Source organism: Haladaptatus sp. DYF46, from assembly GCF_021083305.1.
In the GTDB taxonomy this organism is placed as follows: domain Archaea; phylum Halobacteriota; class Halobacteria; order Halobacteriales; family Haladaptataceae; genus Haladaptatus.
Window position 1 is genome coordinate 119,747 of record NZ_JAJFAY010000004.1, and the last position, 16,623, is coordinate 136,369.

Sequence of the window (16,623 nt, forward strand, 5' to 3'; positions counted from 1 at the left end):
CCCGTCTCACTCTTTGACGAGTCGGTTTCGATCGAAGAAGCAGGTCACGTCGTCGCCGTCGAGTTCGAACCGAACGGGATGGCGCATCCCCGGCGCAGCGACGCTCGAACATTCCAGCAGGTCCTCCTCTATCGTCTCGGGCTTGAGGTAGAGCTCCACCCCGCCCACGCTCGATTGTTGTGAGAACTTCAGCATGCCGTCGTTGCGCTCGACGCTCGCGGTGCCGATGTCGCGGTACGTCTCGTAGGAGCCACAGACCGAATCGAGCGCGTCGGTCAACCGATAGTACGGGACCGACTCGGTGGGGTCGGTCCCCTGCAGGATGGAGAGAAGCGCCGGTCCGACCAGCAACGGGTGGGCTTCGGGGGTGGTGGTACAACCGATGGCGAGGCCGACTTCCGCGTCTTCGAGGTAGCCGAACCAGAAGTTCGATACGGATATCGAGCCGCCGTGACCGACGAGCGTGTCGTCGAGGAACGACTCGGTCATCATGCCGTAGCCGTACCGAAGTTTGCTGTCATCGAGGTAGGTGGCGAACTCCCCCTCGGGTGTCGTCATCTCGTCGATACTCGACTCGGGGAGCACCGACGCGCCGTCGAGGGTGCCGCCGTTCAGGTACATTCGCACGTACTCGCTCATCTCCCGAACGGAACTGACCATTCCGCCCGGCGCGTGTAGCAATGGGTCGAACGGGAAGTCGGACGGGGTCGAGCTCCCTTCCGGCTTGATGTACGGCGTCATCCGATCCTCTTCGCCCTCGAACTCCTCGCGGTCGAACGTCGAACGGTCCATCCCAAGTGGGGCGAGAATCCGCTCGTTCACGTACTCCGCGTAGGTATCCCCCGTCACTGCCTCCACTATCTCGCCGAGCATCGTGTACCCGGAGTTGTAGTAGAAGAACGTCTCGCGGTCGGTCACCCGCCGGTCGGCCGACGCCTGTACGTGACGCCGGAAATCGTCCTTGCTGGAGAGGGGCACTTCGACGTGACCGATTCCGAGCGACCGGGTGATAAGCGGCGCGGCGGATCCGTCGCTCGGCATCCCCGAGGTGTGGGTGAGTAGTTCACGGATCGTAATCGGTTCACCCGGCACGTCGTCGAGGTGGGGGATGTACTCGGAGACGGGATCTTCGATGGACAGATCGCCGGCCTCGGCGAGTTGCAGGACGGCGATGGCGGTGAAAGATTTGGTGCTGGAGCCGATACCGAACAGGGTATCGGGCGTCGCGGGCACGTTCCGTTCGAGGTTCCGAGCGCCGAACCCTTCGGCGTAGAGCGTTCCCTCCGGATTGACGATGGCGACGGCCGCACTCGGGATGCGCTCGTCGCTCATCCAGTCAGCAACGAACGTTTCGATTTCGGATCGCGTGGATTCTGCAAGCGTATCCATACGGAGAACTTGAAAAGAGAACCACAAGTAGCAACTACCTTCCATGGGCGGGAAGCTCCCCACGGAAAGAGGGGTCCCGATCCCGTCTCGGCTCACTCCTTGACGAATCGGGAGCCCGCAAAGAAGCAGGTCACGTCGTCGCCGTCGAGTTCGAACCGTACCGTGTAGCGCCGTCCGGAGCCGAGGACCGTCGAACACAGCAGCAAATCGTCCTCCAGCGTCACCGGTGTGAGACTGAGCGCTTGCTCCCCGAACTCCGTGTTCTGTGTGAATTCGAGCGTGCCGCCGTCGCGCTCGACGATCGCGGACCCGATGTCGCGGTACGTCTCGTAGGAGCCACAGACCGAATCGAGCGCGTCGGTCAACCGATAGTGCGGGACCGCATTCGTGGGATCGGCGTCCCGAAGGAGGGCGAGAACGGCCGCACCGACATCGTCAAGGAGCGTCTCCGGCGACGTGGTACAACCGATGGCAACGCCGATTTTCGCGTCTTCGAGGTAGCCGAACCAGAACTTCGACACCACGATCGAACCGCCATGGCCGACGAGCGTATCGTCGAGGAACGGCTCAGTCGTGAGCCCGTACCCGTACTCCACCGTCCGGTCGTCGATGTATACGTCCGACTCCGTGACCCCCGTCCGCATCTCGTCGACCCCGGATTTCGAGAGCACCGACGCGCCGTCGAGGGTGCCGCCGTTCAGGTACATTCGCACGTATTCGCCCATCTCCCGGACGGAACTGATCAACCCTCCCGGTGCGTGGATCAGCGAATCGAACGGGAACCCCGCTTCCGTGGAGTTTCCCTCCGGCTTGATGTACGGCGTCATCCGATCCTCTTCGCCCTCGAATTCCTCGCGGTCGAACGTCGAACGGTCCATCCCGAGTGGGGCGAGAATCCGATCGCTCACGTACTCCGCGTAGGACTGACCGGTTACCTCCTCGATTATTTCCCCAAGCATCGTATAGCCGGAGTTGTAGTAGAAGTACGTCTCGCGGTCGGTCACCCGCCGGTCGGCCGACGCCTGTACGTGACGCCGGAAATCGTCCTTGCTGGAGAGGGGCACTTCGACGTGACCGATTCCGAGCGACCGGGTGCTAAGCGGAACTTCGGCTCCGTCGCTCGGCATCCCCGAGGTGTGGGTGAGCAGCGCGTGGATCGTAATCGGTTCACCCGGCACGTCGTCGAGGTGAGGGATGTACTCGGAGATGGGGTCCTCGACGGACAGTTCGCCGGCCTCGACGAGTTGCATGATGGCCATGGCGGTGAAGGACTTCGTACAGGAACCGATACCGAACAGGGTATCGGGTGTCGCGGGCACGTTCCGTTCGAGGTTCCGAGCGCCGAACCCTTCGGCGTAGAGCGTTCCCTTCGGGTCGACCACTGAAATCGCCGCACCGGGGATGCGCTCGTCGCTCAGCCAGTCAGCGACAAACGATTCGATTTCGGAACGCCTCGGTTTCGCGAGCGTTTCCATGGTGTCTCCTGCGAAAGGGTCCGCAAGTAGTGACGGCCTCCCATGGACGGGTGGACGTATATCTCGGTGCTCGGAGCGGGAAATATGGGCGAAATCGGGACGGTGAACCCGTCGCCCAGCGACATCGTCTTCGCCGGATTCTGCGCTACCCGTAACGCGATAGAGCGACAGTTTAGGGCCGGTTGGAGTGGGAAATCCACCCTATCGAAACAATCAATAGTGGTGATTCGAAACGACGTGACATGAGTGAGAATATCAAACAAAGTACGGGGGAGACGTTCCGGACTTCCCAGATCTCCCTCCGTATCTGGCACCCCAAGTGCTGGACGCTTCTGGTCACGGAGAACGCCGATGCCGGTCTCATCGGCCACGGCGTCTACGAACACGACGGGGTGCTGGAAGCGAGGATGACGGCATACGGGGATACGACCGACGCTATCGACGAACTCGTCGAGAACATCCGCGAGTCGAGTCTGACTCTGGAGGTCAAAGTCATCAACGAGTATTTCGGGTCGAAGTTCCGGACCACCACCGCCGGCAACGCCACCGAAGAACTGCTCGTCGAGTACGAACCTCGATACAGCATCCACGACGCCCTGATATCCCGGGGGTTCGTCCCCGAGGAGAAGATACGCGTCCACGACGGTTACGAGTACTGGACCGTTAACGTGGACGCTCCGCGCTCGGAGATTCACTCCCGCCTCGACGAAGTTCGCCGCCAGATGGACGCCGACATCACCGTCGAGGGAATGAAGTCCGCACACACGAGTACCGTACAGGCGACGCCATCTGCGCAACTGTCCGAGCGACAGCGGGAGATATTCGAGTTCGCCCAACGGGAGGGATACTACACCTGGCCCCGAGAAACCTCCGCCAGCGCGCTCGCCGCCCGGATTGGCGTCTCGAAGACCACGTTTCTCGAACACCTCCGTAAGGCCGAAGCGAAGATTCTCGGGCAGACGAACTGACATCGGGTTCGAGTATCGAACGGTCAAACGCCGTTCCGGAGGGGTAGACCGCCGTTCATGTGAGGTTCTCGTTTTATCGAGAGCAAGCCGAACCGTCGATCATGACGAACGAGACCGTTCTCCTTGGAGGGTTCGATCACGAAACCAATACGTTCGTGGACGGAGACGGCGATGGTACCTGCTATGGGAGGTTGTGGGATTTTAGATGGAACTCGCCATGAGTCGGTATGAGCCTTCACGAACCGTTTGGCGCTTCCGCCACCGCCGTCGTACTCGCGGACGAGGAGTTCGGTGAGACCGGCGGGAAGACGCGGAAACGACCGGGAGACCCCCTCCGACCGTGGGAAACCGCTCGGAATAGACCTCGAACCGGAACGGATCACGACGTATCGGGAGAGTACAGATGAGTCGGATCGTCGACATCACGGCGCAACCGCTCGACCTCCCGCTGACCGAACCGTTCGAGATTTCGCTGGGCGTCCAGCACGAGGCGGCGAACGTCCTCGTGACGGTCGAAACCGAGTCCGGCGTCGTCGGGTACGGTGAGGGTGCACCAGTCCCCCCCGTCACCGGGGAGACGCGCGAGGCGGCGCTCGCGACTGCACGCGCCGCGGCGGCGGTGGTCGAGGGTCGGCCGGTCGGTGACTACCGCCGCCTCGTCGAAGCGCTTCGGAGCACGTTTCCAGGAGCGGTGTCTGCCAACTTCGCGGTCGAAACGGCCGTGCTCGACGCGTTCTGCCGCGAACGCGATATCGTACTCTCGGAACTGTTCGGCGGGATGCCTGCACCGGTCGAGACCGACATAACGGTTCCAATCGACTCCGTCGAAGGGACCGTACGCCGTGCCGAGGAAGCGGTCGAATCGGGATTCGACCACCTCAAAATCAAGACCGGGAACGACGTGCACGAGGACGTCGAGCGCGTCGTCGCCGTTCGAGAGGTCGCCGAGGATGCGGCGATCAAAGTGGATGCGAACCAGGGGTGGACGCCGAAGGAGACCCGAACCTTCGCGAATGCCGTCGCCGACGACGGTATCGAACTCGAACTCATCGAACAACCGGTCGCCGCCGCCGACGTTCGGGGGATGGCCGACGTGCGCCGACACGTCGACGTGCCCATCGCCGCCGACGAGGCGGTGTTCACCCCTGCGGACGCCGTGCGAATCGTCGAGGCCGGGGCTGCGGACATCATAAACGCCAAACTCGGCAAGTCCGGGCCGCTGGCGGTCGCGGACATCGTGGCGATCGCACGCGGTGCGAATCTCGACTGCATGATCGGCTGTATGCTCGAAAGTTCGATCGGCACCCACACCGGTGCACACGTGGTGGCCGGGACGGGTGCGTTCTCGTACGTCGACTTGGACAGCAATCGTCTGCTCGCCGAAGACGTCGTTGCCTCCGGCGACGGGCCGATTCACGAGATCACCGGTCCCGGACACGGTGTCACACCGAGTGACGTGTAAAACCGGTTGGAGGGAGGCGACTCGTTCGCGCGTCCACGACACGGACGCCGAGGGCAGGGATAGTTCGAGCCGCTACGACCTCGTCATCTCCCTACTCTCGAAAGGACCGACCGCCGATTGACGGACGACTTCCGATTTAGGAACGGTGGGGACGACAGTGAACCCGTAACGACGGCAAACACGTTCCGTTCCGTCGCACAGTTCTGCCCGAACCGGAACTCGACGTGGGAGACCGAGAGCGATTACACGATACTGTCAGTCCGTGCCGAGCGCGTCCGCGAGATCATCGCCGACGTCGGCGATGGCTTCGCGGGCTCGGTCCACGCCTCGAAACGTCACGAAACCGTGGACCATGTCCTCGTAGTTCTCGTAGCGGGTGGGAACGCCGTCGTGGACGAGCTGTTCGGCGTATCGCTTCCCGCCGTCTCGGAGCGGGTCGTATCCGGCGGTGACGACGGTCGCCGGCGCGATACCGGAGACGTCGGCGGCGTTCGTCGGGTCGGCGTACGGGTTCCGCTCGTGGATCTCGCTCGCGTAATAACAGCGGTCGTACCACTCCATGTTGGCTTTGCTGAGGACGATACCCGCGTGTTCTCGTACGGACCGCTGGTCCTCCTCGACGCCGACGGCGGGGTAGATGGGCGCCTGATAGGAGACTTCGGGGACAGCGTGATTCGGTGAGTCACCGGCCGCCGTCCCGTCGCCACCGGAAGCGGATCCGTCGCGTTCGGCGGCCATGAGGGCGACGACGGCCGCGAGGTTCCCGCCCGCGGAGTCGCCCGCGACCGCGATGTCTCCATTCCCATCGACGGCGTCCGGATTCGCAGCCGCCCACTCGACGGCGGCGTACGCGTCCTCGACCGCCGCGGGAAAGGGGTGTTCCGGAGCGAGTCGGTAGTCGACCGAGAGGACGGCACAGCCGCTCTCCCGGCTGAGGTGACGGCAGAGCCAATCGTGCGTCGCGATGCTGCCGAGGACGAACCCCCCGCCGTGGAAGAAGACGACCGTGGGAAACGGCCCGTCCGCGTCCGGGAGGTAGAGGCGAACGTCGAGGTCGCCTGCGGGACCGGGAATGCTTCGGTCGACGGTCGCGCCGACGACGGGCGGGTTTCGGTTCCGTATCCGCATTGCGCCCCGGCTGATGAGGCGGAGGAGCTTCAGTCCGCGGCGGCTGTGCGGGAGCGGAAGCCGGTCTTGCCGTTCGACCGCCGCCCGCGCCTGCGGATCGATTTCATCGGCTTGCATGAGCGGTCGTTCGGACGGTCGAAACTAACCGCTTTTGCCCCGTCGGGATGATGTAGGGGACGAGTTTCCATATTTCGCCCGTGGAAACGTCGATTCGTGGCGGTAGAGATATTGCCGTCGATCGCGTATTTCGACGACGGTTTTCCGAGAACGACCACCGGTGTGCGGTACTGACTCGTGCTCTGTGCGCCACGGATTTCCGGCTTTTGGCTGTCCTAAAAGTCGGAACGTTTTTGTATGGTTTAGGCGGACCTAAACCCATGGTGAACGACCTGACAGACGAGATACCCGCGCGACGCGACTCCGCAAACGTTCGACGGGAGGCGACGGACGGAATCGAAGGCACACCGCGCGAGAGCTTCGAACGGCACTCCGCCGGAAGGCGACCTTCGTCCGTGAAACCTTCCCGGCAGCGCATCGCGGACTTCACCGACGGGGGGTTCTCTCCATGAGCACCGTCGACGCCGCCGACGGGAACGCCGAATTCGACTACGACGTCGTCATCGTCGGCGGCGGTCCCACGGGTTGTTCGGCGGGTCTGTTCACCGCGCGATACGGTCTCGACACGGTCATCTTCGACCGCGGTAACTCCTCGATTCAGCGGTGTGCGTACTTGGAGAACTATCTCGGTTTCCCCGCGGGCATCGACATCGGGACGCTGTACGCCTTGATGCACGACCACGCCGAGGAAGCCGGTTGTGAACTCGTCTCGGACATGGTCGAGTCGGTCGACCGGGACGGCGACGGCTTCCTCGTCGAAACGCAGGACGGGGATACCGTCACGGCCGAACGCGTCGTGGCGGCCGCCAGATACGACGCCGATTTCCTTCGCCCCCTCGACGACGCGGAGGAGATGTTCGTAACGCACAGTCACGGCGGCGAGGAACACGAACACTTCGACCGGGACTACCCGGACGAGGACGGAACGACGCCGGTCGACGGGTTGTACGTGGCCGCTCCGGCGGGCGACGCGGAAGCACAGGCGATAATTTCTGCCGGTCAGGGTGCGCGAGTCGCCCGGACGATACTCGCGGAGGTCCGACGCGAACGCGGATTCCCCGACGATATCGCCGACCACTGGGACTGGATACGTCGTGACGCCAACCTGACCGGGGAGTGGGCCGATCCCGACAGATGGCGGGAGTGGTTCGACGAACGCACCCCGGACGACCCCGACTTCGATGAGGAACGTCTGGTCGAACTCCGCGAGCGGGAGATAGACCGGAAGTTCGCGACGTATCTCTCCGACGAGGAGATAGACCGACGAGTCGAGCGCGGTCAGAAACGGCTGCTCGAACACATCGACGACGACCGCATCCTCGACGCTGCCCGCGATATCGAGGCCGAGCGGCAAGCGTCCGAGACGAGCGAGGACTGAGACGATGGCGAGTAAATCGGTTTCCAATTCCGAATCGACGAGCCTCCGAGAGCAGTGGCTCGGTTGGTTCGACGGGTCGTTGTTCACCCTCTGTGCCGGGAGCGTTTTGGTCGTCGTCGCTGGCGCGCTCGTCCAAGTGAGCTTCGGCGCGTTCAGCATGACCATCGCGGAGGCGTGGCACGCCGTGTTCAATCCCGACGTGATTTTCAGCTTGCAAGCGTGGAAAGCCTTCCTTCTCGGCGCGGAGGTCCCGGAGATGGGCAAACAGAGCCTCATCGTCTGGAACATCCGTCTCCCGCGCGTGTTCGTCGCGATTCTGGTCGGGATGAACCTCGCCATCTCGGGTGCCATCTTCCAGGCCGTGACGAGAAACGAACTGGCGAGTCCGTTCATTCTCGGCGTCTCCTCGGGTGCCGGGTTGATGATTCTGCTCACGCTGGTCGTGTTCTCGGGGCTGTCGGCGTTCCTCCCGCTCATCGCCTCCATCGGCGGTGCGGTCGCGTTCCTCATCGTCTACGCCATCGCGTGGAAGAACGGCACGTCCCCGGTTCGACTCGTACTGGCCGGCGTCATCGTCGGAACGGTGTTCGGGTCGCTCCAGACGGCGCTCTTCTTCTTCGCCGACGACCTCGGCGTCGTTCAGTCCGCCATCGCATGGACGACCGGGTCCTTGACAGGAACCGACTGGGAGCAGGTTCGAATGGCCCTCCCGTGGACTGTCGTCACCATGCTGCTGGCCCTCATCAGTTCCCGACAACTCAACCTCCTCCTGCTCGGCGAGAAAACGGCGAAATCGCTCGGAATGAACGTCGAGAAGGTCCGGTTCCTGTTGTCGGGAATCGCCGTGCTGGCGGCCGCGGCGAGCATCGCCGTCGCGGGTATCGTGGGATTCGTGGGACTCATCGTTCCACACATGGTCCGCAACATCGTCGGCAGCGACTACAAGAAACTCATCGTGGGTTGTATGTTCGTCGGACCGGCGTTGATGGTCGCTGCCGACGTCGGCGCGCGCCTCGCATTGAATCCGGTACAGATTCCGGTCGGTATCGTCACCGGTCTCATCGGTGGACCGTACTTCCTCTACCTGATGCGCAAACAGGAGAACATGGGTGAAATCTGATGGCCAGCAAGGACACGACGCGCTTGGACGAGAAGCCGGAATCGCTGACCGACCGCCGGGACGGTTCCGATCTACCGACCGGTAAAGCCGCTGACTCGGCGAGCGAGTTCAGCGGTGAGGACCTCGTCATCGGCTATCCCGCTTCGGACGAGCCGATTCTCGACGACGAGTCGATTCACGTCTCGCCGGGCGAAGTGACCGCACTCGTTGGCCCGAACGGCAGCGGAAAGAGCACGCTCCTGAAGGGGCTCGCCAACCAACTCACGCTCGACGGTGGGACCGTTCTCCTTGACGGAGCGGACGTCCACTCGCTCACGACGAAGGACTTCGCTCGCAAACTCGGCCTGCTCTCGCAGGAGAACGTTTCGCCGGGCAGTCTCTCCGTCGAAAACCTCATCGAACACGGTCGCTATCCGTATCGCGGATTTTTCGAGTCGATGACCCCCGAGGACGAGGCGGCTATCGACCGAGCCATCTCGTTGGCGGGCGTCGAACACCTCCGCGAGCGCCCGGTCGGGAGTCTCAGCGGCGGTCAAAAGCAACTGGTGTGGATCGCGATGGTTCTCGCGCAGGACACCGACGTCCTGTTGCTCGACGAACCGACGACGTTCCTCGACCTGCACCACCAACTCGAAGTGATGGAAATCGTCGAAACGCTCCGGGACGAGAGCGACATCACGGTCGTCGTCGTCCTCCACGACATCTCACAGGCGGCGCGGTACGCCGACCGGATGGTCGCGCTCAAGGACGGGTCGATTTACGCACGCGGGTCGCCCGATGAGGTTCTCACGGAGCACCTCCTCGCGGACGTCTTCGAAATCGAGGCGACGGTCGCGTCAACGGAACACGGGCCGCAAATCACGCCGCTTCACCCCCTGCACGACTCCGATAGGGAATCCGAATGAGCGGCGAGTGAGGGTTCCATGGTGGAGAGGACGCCGTGCACGTCCGTACCCTGGGTTCGACGACCACCCACCGTGGCCGAAATCGGATGCGGTTTCGTGATGTCGGGGTCATGTCATCGTAAATCGGGGCAAATGACGCCTGAGGGCCACAATATCGATTGCTTTAGGATTGCCTAAATCGGAAGGGTTAAGATATTTTAGGCGAGCCTAAATCCCATGTCAGACGATGACGACGGTCAGGGCGAACCGACTCGCAGGGATTACGTGAAGTACGGCGGGGCGGTCGTCGGCGGCGGGCTACTTGCCGGCTGTTCCAGTAATGGGTCGGACACGACCCCGGCAGGGACAGCGACCGAGACAGACACCGGCACTGACTCGGAGGCCGCAACGACGACCGAGACGACGGCCGAGGATGGGTCGTACTCGGTGACGATGTCACCGGTCGGCACCGTCGAATTCGAAACGCCGCCGGAGAACGTCTTCACCGTAAGTCCCCATCTCGCGGGTATGACGGTCGCACTCGGTCACGGAGATGTGGTGAATTCGATCTACGCTCCCGAGTACTTCGACGATATCTGGAACAAATTCCTCGAACGCCTCCCCGGCGTTTCCGTCAATTGGACGGACGTGGCTGCTTCGTGGAACCCCGGTAAAGAACTGCTCTACGAACTCGACAGCGACCTGCACCTCGCCGACCCGGTCTATATGATCGCGATGATGGACGCCTGGGAACGTAGCGACATAAAGGAAGTTCGGAACAACATCGCCCCGTTCTTCGGCAACATGTACAGCAACGGGAACACCGCCACGCCCGACTGGGTCGGGGACTATCAGTACTACAGTCTGTGGGACATGTTCGAGAAGGTTGCACAGGTCTTCCGCGAGACTGACCGGTACGATGCTCTCGCGTCGATCCATCGGAACGTGATATCGAATATCGAGAGCAATCTCCCATCGAAGGGAGACCGTCCAACGGTCGCAAACGTCATCCTTGCCGAGAAAGCGGTGTACGTCTACAATATGAACGGACCTGGGTTCTACCGTGCGCATACGAGACCGCTCGGCGCGGTCGACGCGTTCGAACAGATCGCGGTCGATTCCTCGGTGGGCTACGAGAAACTCATCGACGCGGACCCCGATGTCCTCCTCCTCACTGACGGAATGGCGGGGGGCACCGATATGGACGAAAAGCGACAGCAGCTAAACGATGGCGCTACACAAGCCATCTCCGCGGTGGAAAACGACCGCATCTATCCCCTCGGGACGCGGCTTCAGGGACCGCTCGTCAACCTGTTCCAACTGGAGATGACCGCCAAGCAGTTGTACCCCGAGCGGTTCGGCGAGTGGCCAACCTACACGGGCGGCGCGTATCCCGAAATTCCGGAAGAAGAACAGCTGTTCGACCGGCAGCGACTCACGAACATCGTTAACGGAGAGTTCTGACCATGAGCGACGAGACAGGTAGTACCGAGGCACCGACCCGGAGAGAGTACGTGAAGTACGGCGGGGCGGTCATCGGCGGTGGACTGCTCGCCGGGTGTGCAAGTGATAGCGCATCGGAGACGACATCCTTGAAAACTTCTGAAAAGACGACGACCGAGCGGAAGGCGACGACCACATCCGAGACGGATTCTCCGTACGAAGTCACCATTGAACCGTACGGTCAGGTCGTGTTCGACGAAGTCCCGAAAACGTACGTCACGATGGGCTCGGGTGCATGGACAGACATTGGCTTTGCGTTCGGGAACCAGCCGGTAGCGATGTCGATGACCTACTACCCATTGCAGTACTATCGGTCGTTGCCAGACGTCTCGTTCGACGAGAACGCCGTCACTGATCTCGGTGACGTCAGTGCGATGAGTACCGAACAGCTGTTCGAAATCGACGCGGACGTTCACATCGTCGACAAACAACTCGTCGCCAGCTATTCGGGATGGGACGGCGACGACTTCGATCGGATAGAGACCAATGTGGGGCCGTTTGCCGGGTCGTACATCCGCGGGGAGTGGAGTGGGAACGCGCTCGGAATGGAGTTCTCGTTCCCCTACTACACGCTTCCGGAGGCGATTTCCCTCGTCGGGGACATATTCCAACAACGAGAACGAGCGTCGGCGTGGACTCGCCAACTCGAATCGTTCACGGCTGACATCGCCGACCGCTCACCCGAACCAGAGCCGGATGTCGGGATCATCTACTCGGGATCGGACCCGAGTAAGGGCACGTTCTACATCGCATCGCCTACCGCGGCCGGGGTTGGGAACTACCCGTACGGAGTGCTCGACGTTACGAACGGGTTCGCGGATCTCACCGACGCCGAAACGTATCAAACGGACTACGAGGGGCTTCTCGAAATGGACCCCGACTACATCTGTGTCGATTCGGCGATCAGCCAACTCTCTCCGCAGGAGTTCGAGTCGAAATTCATCGATACGATGAGCGATGACCCCGTCGGACGGGAACTCTCGGCCGTGAAGAACGATGCCGTCGTCCGTGGCTGTGGGCGGCATCAGGGACCGATCATCGCACACTTCGAAATCGAAGCGATGGCGAAACAGCTCCACCCGGACGAATTCGGCGCGTTCGACCCCGAACGTTTCCCCGAAGTTCTCGAGGACGAACGGCTGTTCGACCGCCAACGCCTCGCTGACATCATCAACGGGGAGTTCTGACAATGAGCGATAACGACACGACAAGGAGGACCGAGGAACCGACGCGGCGCGATTATGTGAAGTACGGCGGCGCGGTCGTCGGTGGCGGATTGCTCGCCGGATGTTCGGCAAACACCGAATCGGATTCGACGACCACAGAGCCGTCCGCGGAAACGGAAACTGAATCGGGGACGGCGTCATCGACCGAGACGAACACTCCCTACGAGACGTGCATCGAACCGGTCGGCTGCCTCACGTTCGAGGAAGTGCCGGAGACGTGGATGGCCCTGTCCGGACCGTGGGCGGACATGGCGATTGCACTCGGCCAACGGGATGGATTTAAACCGGCGGGGTGGTACGCACCGGGATACTTCTACGAGCAGGTGGGTGTCGAGTGGCTGACCGACACCGAGGCGGCGTACGCGGACGGAAAGTGGGAAGCCGAGGTGTTCTACGAACTCGACCCGAACGTCATCCTCGGCGATCCGAACTACCTGACTGCGTTCGACAGTTCGTGGGACGAGTCGGATACGCGGGAACTCGTCGAGACTGTCGGGCCCGTCTTTGGCAACAACATCGTCCGGCGACGGGAATTCCACACCTACGAGCTCTACTCGCTTTACGAGGCGTTCGACCGACTGGCCGACTTCTTTCGAGAGCGCGAGCGCTACGAGGCGTTCGCCGCCATTCACGCCGAGATGCAAGCGGAGATTCAGTCACGGCTCCCGGCCGAGAGGGAACGGCCAGAAATCGGCCTCGTGAACTTCGGTTCGTCGCCGGGAGAGGGGACGTTTTATCCGATGACTGTCAGCGGCGAGGGAGTCGAGATGAAGCAGTACCGCGACCTCGGAATGACGAGCGCCTTTTCGTCCGAGACCGTCGCGGGTGGCGAAATCGACTACGAACAGTTGCTCGAAGTCGACCCCGAACTCATCGTGATCCACAGTGGGGTCCGACTGTCGACTGACGACGGAACGTTCGACGGGCAGGCGTTCGTCGATCAGTTCGTCACGCCGACACTCGAACACCCGGTCGGCGGTCAACTCACGGCGGCTAAAGAAGGAAACATCTACCCCGGCGGGTCGTTCCAGCAGGGGCCGATCGTCAACCTCTTCCAAACTGAATTGGCGGCACGACAACTCGTCCCGGAGGAATTCGGCGAATTTGACCCGCAACAGTTCCCCGAAATTCCCGAAGACGAACAGTTGTTCGACCGCCAGCGGGTTGCGGACATCATCAACGGTGAGTTCTGATTATGAGTGACGAAAATGACACGAGTACGACCGAGCCACCGACGCGCCGGGATTCCCGCGAGCACGAGCGAGCGGGAAGTCGTCGGGGAAGTGAGCGAAGCGAACGGACCCGACGGAACTATCTGAAGTACGGCGGGGCGGTCATCGGCGGCGGACTGCTCGCCGGATGTACGGACGACAGTGGTGCGAAATCGACGTCGACGGGAACGACATCGGGAACCGAGACTACCGCGTCGGAGGACGGGCCGTACTCGGTCACGATGTCGCCCGCCGGTACCGTCGAGTTCGAGCAACCGCCGGAGAGCGTGCTTACGATTCTGCCGCATCACGCGGACATGGCGCTCGCGGCCGGACACGGCGACGCCGTCGCCGCGATGCTGTACAACCCCGAGTACAACGACACGATCTGGGGGAAGTGCCTCGACCCCCTTCCGGACGTCTCCGTCGAGTGGCAGGACCTGCCGGGGTCGTGGAACCCGAGCAAGGAACTCCTCTACGAACTCGACTGCGACCTGCACCTCGCCGACCCGGCCTACATGACGACGATGCAGGGTTGGACAACCGACGACGTGGAGGAAATCGGGGAAAACGTCGCGCCGTGGTTCGGGAACGCGCTTAGCAACGCGCACAAGGAACCGCCGTCGGGTTGGAACGGTAACTACGAGTACTACACGCTCTGGGAGATTTTCGAGACGGTCGCGAAGGTCTTCCGGGCGGAGGAGCGTTATGAGGCGCTCAACTCCATCCACACCGAGATGGTATCGCACATCGAATCGAACATCCCGCCCGAGGACGAGCGGCCGACCGTGGCGATGATAATCCTCGTGCAGGGAGAGGACAGCATGTACACGTACGCGCTCAACGGTCCCGGCTTCCTGACGGCCCACACCCGCCCCCTCGGCGCGACGGACGTCTTTGCCGACGTGCAGACCGAATCGACGGTCGATTACGAGGCGCTCATCGAGGCCGACCCCGACGTTATCCTCTGCCTCGCCGGAATGTCCGACTATCGGCACGTGACGAAGACCCGCGAGCGCTTGGAGGGCGACCCGACGACGCAGTCGGTGTCGGCCGTGCAGGACGGCCGCATCCACACGCAGGGCGGGCGAAATCAGGGTCCGTTGATGAACCTCTTTCAGACTGAGATGGCGGCCAAACAGCTCTATCCCGACGCCTTCGGTGAGTGGCCGACGTACACCGACGGCCCGTACCCGGAGATTTCCGAGGACGAGCAGTTGTTCGACCGCCAGCGCGTCGCGGACATCGTCAACGGAAACCTCTGAGGGTCGTTCACCGACGGCAGACCGATATCGCCCCGAGGAATCCACCGGCTTCCCGGGTCCAACGTTCGAAACCCGCTGTCCAGTGTTCCACCGCGAGCACCACTTCCGAAGCTGACAGACGGTATAATCCGTTTCGAATTATACACGCTCGAAAGCTTTTCTACCCTCTCGTCTCGATTTCCACTCGTTCATGCGAATTCGTAGCCACTCGCCGCTCCTGCGGTGTTACCCTTCGATGCGACGGTTCGCCGCGGGGGTCGGACGATGACCACCGAGTCCGCCGACGTGGTCGTCGTCGGTGCCGGCCCGGCCGGATGCGTCGTGAGCTACCTGCTCGCCAGAAGCGGCGTCGAGACGGTCCTCGTCGAACGGCAGCACACGTTGGAACGCGAGTTTCGAGGCTACGGCTTTCGGCCGCCGATTCCGCGGCTCTTCGAGGAGATGGACCTCCTCGCGGACGTCGAGGCCCTTCCCCACGAAACCATCTCCAGCGGAACGGTCGTTGCCTACGGAAAATCGTACCCGGTGTTCGATTTCGACGACGAGCGGGTGCTGTTGCTGAAACAGCCGCCGCTGCTCCGACTCCTCATTGAACGCGCTCGGGAGTTCGATACGTTCACCTTTCACAGTGGAACGACGTTCGACGGCTTTCGCCGCGAGAACGGTGCGGTCGCCGGAATCACCGCCACATCCCGTCCCGGCGGCGAGGAACACGAAATCCGTAGCCGACTCGCCGTCGGGGCGGACGGTCGGTTTTCGACGACCCGGAAGGCCGCCGGAATCGGCGTGGAAATGGACGAAACCGGCGCTGAAGTCGTCTGGTTCAGGCTGCCGCGCGCGGCGGCGGACTTCACGACCCACATTCGCATCGAGGACGAAGGAGTGTTGGTCTACTCCCCGCTCAGCGAGCATGAATCACAGTACGGGTTGCTGATTCCTGCCGGACGGTATCCCGCGATGCGGGACCGTGGCATCGCACGGTTTCGACGAACCGTCGCGGGAATCGAACCCGCAATCGCGGACAGCGTGGAAGCACACCTGGCGTCCTTCGACCAATGCTCGCTGCTTTCGATACGCTCCGGCCTCGCGGACCGGTGGACCGACGACGGATTCCTGCTCATCGGGGACGCCGCGCACGTCGCATCTCCTATCGGTGCCGAGGGCAACAACCTCGCCATTCAGGACGCCGTCGTCGCACACCGCCTGTTGACGCCGGCGCTCACCCGCGGCGATGGTCCGATTCCGAACGCCGTCCTGAGGCGCGTCGAGGGGAACCGTCGCCCCGCCGTCGAGGAGGCGATAGCGGGACAACGGTCGAGGGGTCGAGGCTTGTCCTCGCTGCTCTCGTCCCGCGACCGTCTCCCGAACGCCCTCGAGCCGCACCTGTTGCGGGGCGGTGCCGCGGTGATGAGTCTCTTGGCGCGACTGCCGACCCGTTCCGAGAACGACCACGCCGAACCGTCCGTGGACCGGACGCTGTTCGAGGAGTGACGGTTG

16 protein-coding genes are annotated in these 16,623 nt (G+C 62.5%); 13 read left to right on the plus strand and 3 right to left on the minus strand.

The window, feature by feature from the left end; genetic code table 11:
• Window positions 1-6 precede the first annotated feature (6 nt).
• Together LJF34_RS18625 and LJF34_RS18630 are read right to left on the minus strand one after the other, a co-directional pair.
• Complete coding sequence (locus tag LJF34_RS18625; protein WP_231186817.1) at window positions 7-1,389, minus strand: serine hydrolase; 1,383 nt, start codon at window positions 1,387-1,389, stop codon at window positions 7-9.
• A 92-nt stretch (window positions 1,390-1,481) separates the two neighbouring features.
• The gene (locus LJF34_RS18630) at window positions 1,482-2,864 is read right to left on the minus strand and encodes a serine hydrolase (RefSeq protein ID WP_231186818.1); all 1,383 of its coding nucleotides are present in this window, start codon (window positions 2,862-2,864) and stop codon (window positions 1,482-1,484) included.
• Between the two features lie 242 nt (window positions 2,865-3,106).
• Here LJF34_RS18630 and LJF34_RS18635 point away from each other — a divergent pair, with 242 nt between their 5' ends.
• The 4 genes from LJF34_RS18635 to LJF34_RS29035 all read left to right on the plus strand — a co-directional run bounded on the left by LJF34_RS18635 (window position 3,107) and on the right by LJF34_RS29035 (window position 5,415).
• Window positions 3,107-3,832 (plus strand): helix-turn-helix domain-containing protein, encoded by a 726-nt coding sequence (locus LJF34_RS18635; RefSeq protein ID WP_231186819.1) that lies wholly within the window; start codon window positions 3,107-3,109, stop codon window positions 3,830-3,832.
• Between the two features lie 227 nt (window positions 3,833-4,059).
• A complete protein-coding gene (locus tag LJF34_RS18640) occupies window positions 4,060-4,239 on the plus strand; it encodes a hypothetical protein (RefSeq protein WP_231186820.1) in 180 nt (59 codons plus the stop codon).
• The gene (locus LJF34_RS18645; protein ID WP_231186821.1) at window positions 4,236-5,294 is read left to right on the plus strand and encodes a dipeptide epimerase; all 1,059 of its coding nucleotides are present in this window, start codon (window positions 4,236-4,238) and stop codon (window positions 5,292-5,294) included. Before LJF34_RS18640 ends, LJF34_RS18645 begins: the two co-directional genes overlap by 4 nt.
• Window positions 5,284-5,415: a hypothetical protein gene (locus LJF34_RS29035; RefSeq protein ID WP_255666264.1), complete on the plus strand. Its 132-nt coding sequence runs from the start codon at window positions 5,284-5,286 to the stop codon at window positions 5,413-5,415. Before LJF34_RS18645 ends, LJF34_RS29035 begins: the two co-directional genes overlap by 11 nt.
• Window positions 5,416-5,549: 134 nt before the next feature.
• Here the strand turns inward: LJF34_RS29035 and LJF34_RS18650 are convergent, their stop codons facing one another.
• On the minus strand, window positions 5,550-6,539 hold the full coding sequence (locus LJF34_RS18650; protein WP_231186822.1) for an alpha/beta hydrolase: 990 nt from the start codon (window positions 6,537-6,539) through the stop codon (window positions 5,550-5,552).
• 260 nt (window positions 6,540-6,799) lie between these two features.
• On the opposite strand from LJF34_RS18650, the gene LJF34_RS18655 reads away from it, so the two are divergent.
• The 9 genes from LJF34_RS18655 (at window position 6,800) to LJF34_RS18695 (ending at window position 16,617) form a co-directional block, all read left to right on the plus strand.
• Complete coding sequence (locus tag LJF34_RS18655; RefSeq protein ID WP_231186823.1) at window positions 6,800-6,991, plus strand: hypothetical protein; 192 nt, start codon at window positions 6,800-6,802, stop codon at window positions 6,989-6,991.
• A complete protein-coding gene (locus LJF34_RS18660; protein WP_231186824.1) occupies window positions 6,988-7,917 on the plus strand; it encodes an NAD(P)/FAD-dependent oxidoreductase in 930 nt (309 codons plus the stop codon). Before LJF34_RS18655 ends, LJF34_RS18660 begins: the two co-directional genes overlap by 4 nt.
• A 4-nt stretch (window positions 7,918-7,921) precedes the next feature.
• Complete coding sequence (locus LJF34_RS18665) at window positions 7,922-9,037, plus strand: iron ABC transporter permease (RefSeq protein WP_231186825.1); 1,116 nt, start codon at window positions 7,922-7,924, stop codon at window positions 9,035-9,037.
• A complete protein-coding gene (locus LJF34_RS18670; protein WP_231186826.1) occupies window positions 9,037-9,942 on the plus strand; it encodes an ABC transporter ATP-binding protein in 906 nt (301 codons plus the stop codon). Before LJF34_RS18665 ends, LJF34_RS18670 begins: the two co-directional genes overlap by 1 nt.
• A gap of 216 nt (window positions 9,943-10,158) precedes the next feature.
• The gene (locus tag LJF34_RS18675) at window positions 10,159-11,385 is read left to right on the plus strand and encodes an ABC transporter substrate-binding protein (RefSeq protein ID WP_231186827.1); all 1,227 of its coding nucleotides are present in this window, start codon (window positions 10,159-10,161) and stop codon (window positions 11,383-11,385) included.
• 2 nt (window positions 11,386-11,387) lie between these two features.
• Window positions 11,388-12,611 (plus strand): ABC transporter substrate-binding protein, encoded by a 1,224-nt coding sequence (locus tag LJF34_RS18680; RefSeq protein ID WP_231186828.1) that lies wholly within the window; start codon window positions 11,388-11,390, stop codon window positions 12,609-12,611.
• Between the two features lie 2 nt (window positions 12,612-12,613).
• The gene (locus LJF34_RS18685; protein ID WP_231186829.1) at window positions 12,614-13,843 is read left to right on the plus strand and encodes an ABC transporter substrate-binding protein; all 1,230 of its coding nucleotides are present in this window, start codon (window positions 12,614-12,616) and stop codon (window positions 13,841-13,843) included.
• A 260-nt stretch (window positions 13,844-14,103) separates the two neighbouring features.
• Window positions 14,104-15,126, plus strand: coding sequence for an ABC transporter substrate-binding protein (locus tag LJF34_RS18690; RefSeq protein WP_231187239.1), 1,023 nt, complete (start codon window positions 14,104-14,106; stop codon window positions 15,124-15,126).
• A 264-nt stretch (window positions 15,127-15,390) separates the two neighbouring features.
• Window positions 15,391-16,617: an FAD-dependent monooxygenase gene (locus LJF34_RS18695; protein ID WP_231186830.1), complete on the plus strand. Its 1,227-nt coding sequence runs from the start codon at window positions 15,391-15,393 to the stop codon at window positions 16,615-16,617.
• Window positions 16,618-16,623 lie beyond the last annotated feature (6 nt).

Bases quoted from the DNA above. Each gene is read 5' to 3' on its own strand.
- LJF34_RS18640 (WP_231186820.1), top strand. From the start codon at position 4,060: ATGAGCCTTCACGAACCGTTTGGCGCTTCCGCCACCGCCGTCGTACTC.
- LJF34_RS18690 (WP_231187239.1), top strand. From the start codon at position 14,104: ATGTCGCCCGCCGGTACCGTCGAGTTCGAGCAACCGCCGGAGAGCGTG.
- LJF34_RS18685 (WP_231186829.1), top strand. From the start codon at position 12,614: ATGAGCGATAACGACACGACAAGGAGGACCGAGGAACCGACGCGGCGC.
- LJF34_RS18670 (WP_231186826.1), top strand. From the start codon at position 9,037: ATGGCCAGCAAGGACACGACGCGCTTGGACGAGAAGCCGGAATCGCTG.
- LJF34_RS18645 (WP_231186821.1), top strand. From the start codon at position 4,236: ATGAGTCGGATCGTCGACATCACGGCGCAACCGCTCGACCTCCCGCTG.
- LJF34_RS18665 (WP_231186825.1), top strand. From the start codon at position 7,922: ATGGCGAGTAAATCGGTTTCCAATTCCGAATCGACGAGCCTCCGAGAG.
- LJF34_RS18655 (WP_231186823.1), top strand. From the start codon at position 6,800: ATGGTGAACGACCTGACAGACGAGATACCCGCGCGACGCGACTCCGCA.
- LJF34_RS18650 (WP_231186822.1), bottom strand. From the start codon at position 6,539: ATGCAAGCCGATGAAATCGATCCGCAGGCGCGGGCGGCGGTCGAACGG.
- LJF34_RS18625 (WP_231186817.1), bottom strand. From the start codon at position 1,389: ATGGATACGCTTGCAGAATCCACGCGATCCGAAATCGAAACGTTCGTT.
- LJF34_RS18695 (WP_231186830.1), top strand. From the start codon at position 15,391: ATGACCACCGAGTCCGCCGACGTGGTCGTCGTCGGTGCCGGCCCGGCC.
- LJF34_RS18660 (WP_231186824.1), top strand. From the start codon at position 6,988: ATGAGCACCGTCGACGCCGCCGACGGGAACGCCGAATTCGACTACGAC.
- LJF34_RS18630 (WP_231186818.1), bottom strand. From the start codon at position 2,864: ATGGAAACGCTCGCGAAACCGAGGCGTTCCGAAATCGAATCGTTTGTC.
- LJF34_RS18675 (WP_231186827.1), top strand. From the start codon at position 10,159: ATGTCAGACGATGACGACGGTCAGGGCGAACCGACTCGCAGGGATTAC.
- LJF34_RS18680 (WP_231186828.1), top strand. From the start codon at position 11,388: ATGAGCGACGAGACAGGTAGTACCGAGGCACCGACCCGGAGAGAGTAC.
- LJF34_RS18635 (WP_231186819.1), top strand. From the start codon at position 3,107: ATGAGTGAGAATATCAAACAAAGTACGGGGGAGACGTTCCGGACTTCC.